Origin of the sequence: Variovorax sp. CF313, assembly GCF_000282635.1 — a bacterium.
Lineage (GTDB): Bacteria > Pseudomonadota > Gammaproteobacteria > Burkholderiales > Burkholderiaceae_C > Variovorax.
In genome coordinates, this window is the sequence record NZ_AKIW01000002.1 from 31680 (window position 1) to 43398 (window position 11719).

The 11719-nt window shown below is 67.8% G+C and carries 6 protein-coding genes; 3 read left to right on the plus strand and 3 right to left on the minus strand.

Annotated elements, in window-relative coordinates:
• Positions 1-68: 68 nt before the first annotated feature.
• Together PMI12_RS00565 and PMI12_RS29135 are read left to right on the plus strand one after the other, a co-directional pair.
• The gene (locus PMI12_RS00565; protein WP_007827871.1) at positions 69-1763 is read left to right on the plus strand and encodes an MFS transporter; all 1695 of its coding nucleotides are present in this window, start codon (positions 69-71) and stop codon (positions 1761-1763) included.
• Positions 1764-1882: 119 nt separating this feature from the next.
• Positions 1883-2029, plus strand: a complete 147-nt coding sequence (locus PMI12_RS29135; RefSeq protein WP_007827873.1) for a hypothetical protein — start codon at positions 1883-1885, stop codon at positions 2027-2029.
• Positions 2030-2047: 18 nt separating this feature from the next.
• Here the strand turns inward: PMI12_RS29135 and PMI12_RS00570 are convergent, their stop codons facing one another.
• Positions 2048-3163, minus strand: a complete 1116-nt coding sequence (locus PMI12_RS00570; protein WP_007827880.1) for an ABC transporter substrate-binding protein — start codon at positions 3161-3163, stop codon at positions 2048-2050.
• 178 nt (positions 3164-3341) lie between these two features.
• On the opposite strand from PMI12_RS00570, the gene uvrA reads away from it, so the two are divergent.
• The gene (uvrA, locus tag PMI12_RS00575; RefSeq protein ID WP_042672552.1) at positions 3342-9191 is read left to right on the plus strand and encodes an excinuclease ABC subunit UvrA; all 5850 of its coding nucleotides are present in this window, start codon (positions 3342-3344) and stop codon (positions 9189-9191) included.
• Positions 9192-9230: 39 nt separating this feature from the next.
• On the opposite strand, the gene PMI12_RS00580 is transcribed toward uvrA, so the two are convergent.
• Positions 9231-10709, minus strand: coding sequence for an NAD-dependent succinate-semialdehyde dehydrogenase (locus PMI12_RS00580; protein WP_007827884.1), 1479 nt, complete (start codon positions 10707-10709; stop codon positions 9231-9233).
• A gap of 37 nt (positions 10710-10746) precedes the next feature.
• The gene (gene speB / locus PMI12_RS00585; RefSeq protein ID WP_042672569.1) at positions 10747-11706 is read right to left on the minus strand and encodes an agmatinase; all 960 of its coding nucleotides are present in this window, start codon (positions 11704-11706) and stop codon (positions 10747-10749) included.
• Positions 11707-11719: the final 13 nt, after the last annotated feature.

An 11719-nucleotide genomic window follows, 5' to 3' on the forward strand; every position in this document is an offset into this window, starting at 1 on the left:
CCAAGAATGCCTCACGGTCCCGAAACAGTCGGGCGCCGCATGAACGCACACACACAGGAGACGACGCAATGGCAGCCACACTAGATTCACGGGGAGTGCCGCATCCGGCCCCCCGGCCCATGTCCTCGGAGGAGAAGAAGGTCATCTTCGCCTCCTCGCTCGGCACCGTGTTCGAGTGGTACGACTTCTATCTCTACGGTTCGCTCGCCGCGATCATCGCGAAGCAGTTCTTCAGCGGCCTCGATGCGGGCGCCGCCTTCATCTTCGCGCTGCTGGCGTTCGCCGCGGGCTTCCTGGTGCGTCCGTTCGGTGCCATCGTGTTCGGCCGCCTGGGCGACATGATCGGGCGCAAGTACACCTTCCTGGTGACGATCCTGATCATGGGCCTGTCGACCTTCATCGTCGGCCTGCTGCCCAGCTACGCGACCATCGGCGTCGCTGCGCCGGTGATCCTGATCGCGCTGCGCATGCTGCAGGGCCTCGCGCTCGGCGGCGAGTACGGCGGCGCCGCCACCTACGTGGCCGAGCACTCGCCGCACGGCAAGCGCGGCGCCTACACCTCGTGGATCCAGACCACCGCCACGCTCGGCCTGTTCCTGAGCCTGCTGGTGATCCTGGGCGTTCGCGAAGGCATGGGCGAAGCGGTGTTCAACGACTGGGGCTGGCGCATTCCGTTCCTGGTGTCGATCCTGCTGCTCGGCGTGTCGGTGTGGATCCGGCTCTCGCTGTCCGAGTCGCCGGCCTTCCAGAAGATGAAGGCCGAGGGCAAGACCTCGAAGGCGCCGCTGTCCGAATCCTTCGGCCAGTGGAAGAACCTCAAGATCGTGATCCTGGCGCTGGTCGGCCTCACGGCAGGCCAGGCCGTGGTCTGGTATTCGGGCCAGTTCTATGCGCTGTTCTTCCTGACGGCACAGCTCAAGGTGGATGCGACCACGGCCAACCTGATGATCGCCGCCGCGCTGCTGATCGGCACGCCGTTCTTCGTGGTCTTCGGAACGCTGTCCGACAAGATCGGCCGCAAGCCGATCATCATGGCCGGCTGCCTGCTGGCCGTGGTCACCTACTTCCCGGTCTTCAAGATGCTGACCGAAGCCGCCAACCCCGACCTGGCCCGTGCACAGGCCACGGCCGGCGTCACGGTGACGGCCGACCCTGCGACCTGCTCGTTCCAGGGCAACCCGGTGGCCCGCGAGATCGACTTCAGGAGCTCGTGCGACATCGCCAAGCGCTACCTGGTGCAGAACTCGGTGAGCTATGAAAACGTGGCCGGCGCGCCGGGCTCGAAGGCCGTCGTGAAGATCGGCGACAAGTCGGTCGAGGCGCCCGTCGGCAACGTCGTGAACTCCAAGTTCGACGAGGGCTCCGCCAAGGAAATCGCCGCCTTCAAGAAGAGCGTGGCCGAAGACCTGAAGGTCGCGGGCTACCCGGCCAAGGCCGACCCCGCGAAGATGAACAAGGTACTGACGGTGCTGCTGCTGTTCTGGCTGGTGCTGCTGGTGACGATGGTCTACGGCCCGATCGCCGCGATGCTGGTGGAACTCTTCCCCACGCGCATCCGCTACACCTCGATGAGCCTGCCGTACCACATCGGCAACGGCTGGTTCGGCGGCCTGCTGCCAACCACCGCCTTCGCCATCGTGGCCTCCACCGGCAACATGTACAACGGCCTCTGGTATCCGATCATCATCGCCGGCGTCACGCTGGTGGTGGGCACGCTCTTCATCCGCGAAACGAAGAACGTGGACATCTACGCCAACGACTGATCGCTGCTCGCGCAGAGGAGGGCGCCATCCGCCCTCCGTTCAACAAAGAGGCTTCATGCCAACCGCATGAAGCCTTTTTCTTGAGCCCCTTGAATCAACCTCGTCAGGAGACAGCACCCATGTGGAAACTCGCCGTCGGCTTCATCGTCTTTGCCGCCATCGCTCTGTTCGTGATTTCCAAGGCCGGCGACAAGGTCGACATGTCGGGCGAGAAGCATGGCGCCGACGCAGCGCACGAAACGGCGCCCGCCGCCGCGCCGAAGTAGGAAGGCGCCGCGCAGCGGTCAGCGCTTGAACTTGCCGTCGCTGATGATCGACAGGTCCGCGAAATCGATGCCGCTGTGATCCTGCGGCGAGTAGCTCACCTCGAGCCCGCCGCCCAGGTCGTAGCCCCGCAGGCTGTCGAGCGCCGCCACGATCCTTGCGCGTGTGGGCTTGGGGCCCGCGCGGCGCAGCGCCTCCACCAGCACCTTGGCCGAGGCGAAGCCTTCGAGCGTGGCCGGCGACAGTTCGGCCTGGCCCTTGGCCTGCGCGAGGGCCAGGGCTTCCTTCACCATCGGCTGGCCGAGCGAGCGCTCGTTCGGGAACACCTGCGTCACGATCACGCCGCGGCTCGCGTCGCCCAGCTGCTTGATGAAGCCCGACGAAGCGTTGTTCGACAGCGTGACCACCTGCGCCGCGGAGCCCGCGGCGCGCAGCGCCTTGATGCCGTCCACCACGGCGACGCCCGAGCCGATCCACACCACGGCCTGTGCATCGGCATCCTTGATGGCCGGCACGATGGTTTTGTAGTCGGGCTTCTCGCGGTCGGCCGGAATGGTCACGACCGGCTTGGCCTTGCCCTTGGTGAAGCCGGTCATCGCACCCTCGAGCGCGTCCGCGCCGAACGAGTCGGTCACATGCACCACCGCAATGCGCGTGAGGCCGATGGTCAGCAGGTGCTGCACCGCCTTCTCGGCCTCGCGCTGGTAGGTGGCGCGCACGTTGAACACGTGCTTCTGCAGCGGCTTGTGCAGCACCATCGCGCCCGTCGAGGGGCCGATGAGCGCCACGTCGTACTTGTCGAGCCACGGGATGATGGCCTGCGAGTGCGGCGTGCCGCGGCTCATGAAGAGCGCCAGCACCTTCTTGTCCTCGATCAGCACGCGGGCGTTCTCACTGGCGCGCTTGACGTCGAAAGCGTCGTCCATGCGGATCATCTCGATCTTCTCGCCGTGGATGCCCCCCTGGGCATTGGCCGCATCGATCACCAGCTGGGCGCCGCCGATGGTCTCGTTCACGCCCGCGGCCACCGAGCCGGTCATTCCGGCGGTCTGGCCGATCAGGATCTGCGCCGGAGCGCCGGCCGCCGACAGTGCCAGCAGCGCGGCGGCACACAGCGTGCGCGTCATCTTCTTCATGGAAATTTCTCCTCTCGACAAGCTCGGAAGCAATCGAAAACAAATGTGCTATTTGTTTCTAAAAGTATCTTCAACTCCATCCGGACAAACCCCTGCGAAGCCACCGACCTTGTGAAGTACTGCACGAACCCGTCATGAGCCACTCCCTAGAATGTTTGCCCCACCCCCCAAGGCACTCATGACACAGGGCTCCATCCGGATTCGCGGCGCGCGCCAGCACAACCTCCAGAACCTCGACCTCGACATCCGCACCGGCGAGATGACGGTGGTCACCGGGCCCAGCGGCTCGGGCAAGTCCAGCCTCGTTTTCGACACCCTCTACGCCGAAGGCCAGCGGCGCTACGTGGAGACCTTCTCCGCTTACGCGCGCCAGTTCCTGGACCGCATGGACAAGCCGGCCGTCGACAAGGTGGAGGGCGTGCCGCCCGCCATCGCCATCGACCAGACCAACCCGGTGCGCTCCTCGCGCTCCACGGTCGGCACGATGACCGAGCTGAACGACCACCTGAAGCTGCTCTTCGCGCGCGCGGCCAACCTGTTCGACCGCGAAACCGCGCTGCCGGTGCGCCACGACTCGCCCGACAGCATCTACGCGCAGATCGTCGAGCGCGCGGCGGCTGCGGGCGATCCGCGCCTCGTGGTCACCTTTCCGGTCGAGCTGCCAGCGAGCACCACGGCCGAGGAAGTGACGCAGTGGCTGTCGGCCAGCGGCTTCACGCGCGTGCAGGCCGAGCGCGAGGTGGCCACGCCCACCGGTCCGCGCAAGGTGCTCGACGTGGTGGCCGACCGCTTCCGTGCATCGGGCGCCGAGCGGGCGCGCGTGGTCGAGGCGATCGAGGTGGCGCTCAAGCGCGGCAGCGGGCGCGTCACCGTGCATGCGACCGGCGCCGAGGAAAACGCGCCGACGGACGTGTGGAAGTTCTCCACCGGCCTGCACTGCCCCGAGAGCGACATCCGCTACGCCGACCCGATCCCGTCGATGTTCTCGTTCAATTCGGCCGTGGGCGCCTGCGACACCTGCCGCGGTTTCGGCCGCGTGATCGGTGTCGACCTGGGCCTCGTGATCCCGAACGACAAGCTCACGCTGCGCGCCGGCGCCATCAAGACCATCCAGACGCCCGCGTGGAAAGAAGCGCAGGACGACCTCATGCGCCACGCCGAGGCCGCCGGCATCCCGCGCGACACGCCCTGGAACAAGCTCACCGAGGAGCAGAAGCACTGGGTGATCGAGGGCACGCCCAACTACAAGGAAGGCAACTGGAACAAGCAGTGGTATGGCGTGCGGCGCTTCTTCGGCTACCTGGAGAGCAAGGCCTACAAGATGCACATCCGCGTGCTCTTGTCGAAGTACCGCAGCTATACGCAATGCCCGACCTGCAGCGGCGCGCGCCTGAAGCTCGACAGCCTGATCTGGCGCATCGGCAGCAAGGAAGATGCAGACGCGGTGTTGCCGCCCGGGAAGCGATTCATGCCGACGGGGGCGAAGTGGACGCGGGCTCAGCTGGAGGCACTGCCGGGGTTGTGCCTGCATGACCTGATGCTGCTGCCGATCGAGCGGCTGCGTAAATTCTTCGACCGCATGGGTGTTTCTCCCTCCCCCGCCGGGGGAGGGCAGGGGTGGGGGCCGGCAGCGCCTGCAAGCCCTGCTGCCTCGAATGAGGCCGCGAGCCCCCATCCCAGCCTTCCCCCAGCGGGGGAAGGAGCCAAGACCGGGGAAGCACAGGCCCTGAAGCTGCTGTTCGAAGAAATCACCACCCGCCTGCGCTACCTGCACGACGTCGGCATCGGCTACCTCACGCTCGACCGCCAGAGCCGCACGCTGAGCGGCGGCGAGGTGCAGCGCATCAACCTCACGACCGCGCTCGGCACCTCGCTGGTCAACACGCTGTTCGTGCTCGACGAGCCCAGCATCGGCCTGCACCCGCGCGACATGAACCGCATCACCGAGGCCATGCTGCGCCTGCGCGATGCGGGCAACACGCTGGTCGTGGTCGAGCACGACCCGGCGGTGATGCTCGCGGCCGACCGCGTGATCGACATGGGCCCAGGCCCCGGCGCGCGCGGCGGGCAGATCGTGTTCGACGGCACCACCGACCAGCTGCGCGACGCCGACACGCTCACCGGCCAATACCTGGGCGGGCGCAAGAAGATCGGCATGGGCTTCAAGCGGCTCGTGAGCGAGAACACGCACCGGCTCATCCTCGAAGGCGTGCGCGAGCACAACCTGAAGAACGTCACGGTCGAGTTCCCGCTCGCGCGGCTGGTGTGCGTCACCGGCGTCAGCGGCTCGGGCAAATCGACGCTGATCCAGGACGTGCTGGCGCCTGCGCTGATGCGTCACTTCGGCAAGGCCACGGAAACGCCCGGCGCACACGACCGCATGCTCGGCGCCGATCACCTCGGCGACGTGGTCTTCGTCGACCAGTCGCCGATCGGCAAGACCGCGCGCTCCAACCCCGCGAGCTACGTGGGCGCATGGGACGCGATCCGCGAGATCTTCGCCACCGCAGCGCTCTCGCGCCAGCGCGGCTACACCGCGAGCAAGTTCAGCTTCAACTCCGGCGACGGGCGCTGCCCGACCTGCGGCGGCTCGGGCTTCGAGCACGTCGAGATGCAGTTTCTGTCCGACGTCTACCTGCGCTGCCCCGACTGCGACGGCAAGCGCTACCGGCCCGAAATTCTCGAAGTGCGCGTGGAGCGAAAGGGCAGGAGCTACAACGTGGCCGACGTGCTCGACCTTACCGTGGCCGAGGCGGCGGCGGTGTTCGAGGCCGACCGCGACGTGCTGCGCGTGCTGCAGCCGATCTCCGACGTGGGGCTCGACTACGTCAAGCTCGGCCAGCCCGTGCCGACGCTCTCAGGCGGCGAGGCTCAGCGCCTGAAGCTCGCGGGCTTCCTCGCCGAAGCGGCGAAGAGCGCGACCGCGAGCAAGCAGTCGGTGGCGCGCCGGGGCACGCTGTTCCTGTTCGACGAGCCGACCACCGGCCTGCACTTCGACGACATCGCGCGGCTGATGCGCGCGCTGCGCAAGCTGCTCGACGCCGGCCATTCGCTGATCGTGATCGAGCACAACCTCGACGTGATCCGCGCCAGCGACTGGTGCATCGACCTCGGCCCCGAAGGCGGCGAGGGCGGCGGCATGGTGGTGGCCGAGGGCACGCCCGAGCAGTTGCGCGAGAACCGCGCCTCGCTCACCGGCGCGGCGCTGGCCGACTACGACCTGGCGATCGGCCCCGAGGCCTACAAGGTGGCCGAGCGCGCCGCGCGGCGCTACATCGCCAATGCGAAGACGGCGCCCGGCGGCCATGCGATCGAGATCGTCAATGCGCGCGAGCACAACCTCAAGAACCTCAGCGTGAACATTCCGCGCGGCAAGTTCAGCGTGGTGACGGGCGTGAGCGGCTCGGGCAAGTCGACGCTGGCCTTCGACATCCTGTTCAACGAAGGGCAGCGACGGTATCTCGAATCGCTCAACGCCTATGCGCGCAGCATCGTGCAGCCGGCCGGCCGGCCCGAGGTGGACGCGGTGTACGGCATTCCGCCGACCGTGGCCATCGAGCAGCGCCTGTCGCGCGGCGGCCGCAAGAGCACGGTGGGCACCACCACCGAGGTCTGGCACTTCCTGCGCCTGCTGTACGTGAAGCTGGGCATCCAGCACTGCATCCACGACGGCGCCGCCGTGCAGCCGCAGACGCCCGACAGCATCGCCGCGCAGCTGATGCGCAATTTCAAGGGCCAGCACATCGGCCTGCTCGCGCCGCTGGTGAGCAACCGCAAGGGCGTGTACACCGAGCTGGCCGACTGGGCGCGCCCGCGCGGCTTCACGCACCTGCGCGTGGACGGCGACTTCCTGCCGACCACCGGCTTCCCGCGCATCGACCGCTTCAAGGAGCACAGTATCGAGCTGCCGGTGGCCAGCCTCGACGTGCTGCCCGCGAAGGAAACCGAGCTGCGCGAGGCGCTTGCCAAGGCGCTCGAACACGGCAAGGGCGTGGTGCATGTGCTGAGCGAGCTCGACGGGCTCAAGGCCGCGATGATGGCCGGCGTGTCGGCCTCGGGCATCGGCCGTGTGAACGTGTTCTCCACGCTGCGCGCCTGCCCCGTGTGCAGCACCAGCTACGCCGAGCTCGACCCGCGCCTGTTCAGCTACAACAGCAAGCATGGCTGGTGCCCCGACTGCGTGGGCACGGGCGTGAAGCTCAGCAAGGACCAGCGCAAGGTCTTCGACGATTCCATCCGCGATGACGACAACAAGGGCCGCGAGCAGACCTTCGCCGAGCCCGAGGTGGAAGACCTGGCCGACACCGCCTGTCCGACATGTGAGGGCACGCGTCTGAACGCCACGGCGCGCGCCGTGAGCTTCGGCGCCTCGCCGGCGGATGGCCTGAGCGGCATCGGCATCACTGAACTCGCGCGCATGAGCGTGACCGAGGTGCGGCAGTGGTTCGAAGGGCTGGCGCTCGCGGGCCGTGAAGCCGAGATCGCGCGCGACCTGGTGCCCGAGATCAGGAGCCGTCTGGAGTTTCTGGAAGAGGTGGGCCTGGGCTATCTCACGCTCGACCGCGGCGCGCCTACGCTCTCGGGCGGCGAGGCGCAGCGTATCCGCCTGGCGGCGCAGCTGGGCAGCAACCTGCAGGGCGTGTGCTACGTGCTCGACGAGCCGACCATCGGCCTGCATGCGCGCGACAACCAGATCCTGCTCGACGCGCTGCACAAACTCGGCGACAAGGGCAACACGCTGGTGGTGGTGGAGCACGACGAAGACACCATCCGCCGCGCCGACCACATCATCGACATCGGCCCGAGCGCGGGCAAGCGCGGCGGCCGGCTCGTGGCCGAGGGCTCGGTGGCCGACATCCAGCAGGCGAGCGATTCGCAGACCGGACGCTACCTGCGTGATGCGATCCGGCATCCACTGCATGCGCGGCGCCTGGTTCCATTGCCCGACCCGAAGGCCGAAGAGAGCGGCCAATGGCTCACCGTGCACGGCGCCGACCTGCACAACCTGCAGGACGTGACGGCCACGCTGCCACTGCACCGCCTCGTGGTGGTCACCGGCGTGAGCGGCTCGGGCAAGTCGACGCTGGCGCGCGACGTGCTGCTGGCCAGCGTGCATGCCATCGTGGTCCAGCGCATGACCAAGGCCGGCCGCGACGCCGATGCCGCGGGCAAGCGCCCGGCCTGGTCCGGCTGCGACCGCGTCGAGGGCTACGAGTCCATCGACCGCGTGCTCGAGGTCGACCAGACCCCCATCGGCAAGACGCCGCGCAGCTGCCCGGCCACCTACATCGGCTTCTGGGACACCATCCGCAAGCTGTTCGCCGACACGCTCGAAGCCAAGGCGCGCGGCTACGGCCCGGCACGCTTCAGCTTCAACACCGGCGAAGGCCGCTGCCCCGGCTGCGAGGGCGCGGGCGTGCGCACCATCGAGATGAGCTTCCTGCCCGACGTGAAGGTGCCCTGCGAGGTGTGCCACGGCGCGCGCTTCAACCCCGAGACGCTGGCCGTGAGCTGGCGCGGCAAGAGCATCGGCGAGGTGCTGCAGATGGAAGTGGACGAGGCGGTCGAGTTCTTCGCGGCCATGCCCAACATCAGCCACCCGCTGCAGCTTCTGAAGGACGTGGGGCTCGGCTACCTCACGCTGGGGCAGCCTTCGCCCACGCTCTCGGGCGGCGAGGCGCAGCGCATCAAGCTGGTGACCGAGCTCAGCAAGGTGCGCGACGACATCACCCGCCGCGGCCAGAAGGCGCCGCACACGCTGTACGTGCTCGACGAGCCGACCGTGGGCCTGCACATGGCCGACGTCGAGAAGCTGATCCACGTGCTGCACCGGCTGGTGAACGGCGGCCACAGCGTGGTGGTGATCGAGCACGACCTCGACCTGATCGCCGAGGCCGACTGGATCCTTGACCTCGGGCCCGAGGGTGGCAACGCCGGCGGGCGCATCGTGGCCGCGGCGGCACCGGAGGAAGTGGTGCGGCTCGGCACGCACACGGGGGTGGCCCTGGCGCCGGTGCTGGCGCGATAGCGGGCAGGGCGGGGCGCTGTCCCCGCCCTTCCTCGTTTCCTATTTCTGGATATCGCCCAGGCAGAGGTACTTGATCTCCACGTAGTCGTCCATGCCGTGGTGCGAGCCCTCGCGCCCCAGGCCCGACTGCTTCACGCCGCCGAACGGCACATGCTCGGTGGCGATCACGCCGGCGTTGATGCCGACCATGCCGTATTCCAGCGCTTCCGCCACGCGGAAGATCCGGCCCACGTCGCGGGTGTAGAAGTAGCTCGCGAGGCCGAACTCGGTGTTGTTCGCCGCATCGATGCCGTCCTGCTCGGTCTTGAATCGGAACACGGGTGCGAAGGGACCGAAGGTTTCTTCGCGCGCGCACAGCATGTCGGAGGTGGCTTCGGCAACCACGGTCGGCTCGAAGAACTGGCCCTGCATCCGGTGGCCGCCCGCGAGCACCTTGCCGCCCTTGGCGACGGCGTCGTCGACGTGGCGCTGCACCTTGTCGAGGGCCGCATCCTCGATCAGCGGACCCTGTACCACGCCGTCATCGAAGCCGTTGCCGACCTTGAGCGCCTTGACCTTGGCCGCGAACTTCTCGACGAAGGCGTCGTAGATGCCGTCCTGCACATACAGCCGGTTCGCGCAAACGCAGGTCTGGCCGGCATTGCGGTACTTGCTGGCCATCGCGCCATCGACTGCCGAGTCCACGTCCGCATCGTCGAACACCAGGAAGGGCGCGTTGCCGCCGAGTTCGAGCGACAGCTTCTTGACCGTCGGCGCGCACTGGCTCATCAGGATGCGGCCCACTTCGGTGGAACCGGTGAAGCTCAGGTGGCGCACGACGTCGCTCTCGCACAGCGCCTTGCCGATCGCGATGCTGTTGGCGCTGTCGGCCGTGAGCACGTTGAGCACACCCGCTGGAATGCCCGCGCGCATCGCCAGCTCGGCCGCAGCCAGTGCGGTGAGCGGCGTGAGTTCGGCCGGCTTGATGACCACCGTGCAGCCTGCGGCCAGTGCCGGCGCCACCTTGCGGGTGATCATCGCGAGCGGAAAATTCCACGGCGTGATGGCCGCGCACACGCCGATGGCCTGCTTCATCACCAGCAGGCGGCGGTTGTTGTCGAACTGCGGCAGCACCTCGCCGTTCACGCGCTTGGCCTCTTCGGCGAACCACTCGACGAAGCTGGCGGCGTAGGCGACCTCGCCCTTGGCCTCGGCGAAGGGCTTGCCCTGCTCGGCGGTCATGAGGCGGCCGAGGTCTTCGGTGTTGGCGGTCAACAGGTCGAACCATTTGCGCAGCACGATGCTGCGCTCCTTGCCGGTCTTGCCGCGCCAAGCGGCGAGCGCCTTGTCGGCAGCGGCAATGGCGAGCTCGGCGTCCGCGCGCGTGAGGTTGGCCACGTCGACGAGCTTCAGGCCGGTGGCCGGGTCGTTCACGTCGAAGCGGCTGGCGCCCTTTGTCCATTCGCCGGCGATCAGCGCATCGGTCTTGAGCAGGGTCGGGTCGTTCAGCAGCGAGAGAGGGGAAGTCTTCGTGTCCATGGTGTCGTGTTGTCCTGGGAGAAATGAGTAGCCGGTGTCAGCGGAAAGGTACACCGGGGAGTACGCAGAGCATTTCGTAAAGGAGGTTGGCCCCGAGCAGCGCAGTGTTTCCACTCGTGTCGTAGGGCGGACTGACCTCCACCAGATCGGCGCCCACCACGTTCAACCCGCGGCAGCCGCGCACGATCTCCAATGCCTGCGGCACGGTGAGCCCGCCGATCTCCGGAGTGCCAGTGCCGCCAGCAAACGAAGGATCGATGCCGTCGATGTCGAAGCTGATATAGACCGGCTGAGTCGGCCCGATGCGCTCGCGCACCTGCGCCATCAGCGGCGCGAGCGACTGGTACCAGACCTCGTGCGCCTGCACCACCGTGAAGCCTTGCTCGCGCGGCCAGTCGAAATCGTCCGCCGCATAGCCGGTGCCGCGCAGGCCGATCTGCCAGACCTTGTCGCAGGCCAGCAGGCCCTCCTCGACGGCGCGGCGGAACGGCGTGCCGTGCGCGATGCGCTCGCCGAACATGTCGTCGTTCACGTCCGCATGCGCATCGACGTGCACCAGCGCGACCGGGCCGTGCTTGCGCGCCACCGCGCGCAGGATCGGCAGCGCGATGGTGTGGTCGCCGCCCAGCGTCAGCGGCGCGCAGCCGGCGGCCAGTACCGAGTCGTAGAAGGTCGAAACGATGTCGATCGACTTTTCGAGCGAATAGGTGTTGATCGGCACGTCGCCCAAGTCGGCCACGTTCAGCCGGTCGAAAGGCGCCGCGCCGGTGGCCATGTTGTAGGGGCGCAGCAGCGCCGATTCGGCGCGGATCTGGCGCGGCCCGAAGCGTGCACCCGGACGGTTGGAAGTGCCGATGTCCAGCGGCACGCCGATGAACGCCGCGTCCAGCCCCTCCGGCGAAGTTGCGGCCGGCAGCCGCATCATCGTGCCGGGGCCGGCGAAGCGCGGCATGGTGTTGCCGCCGAGCGGCTGGTTCGGTGTCGTGGTGATCGGCATCGTGTGGAGCGGG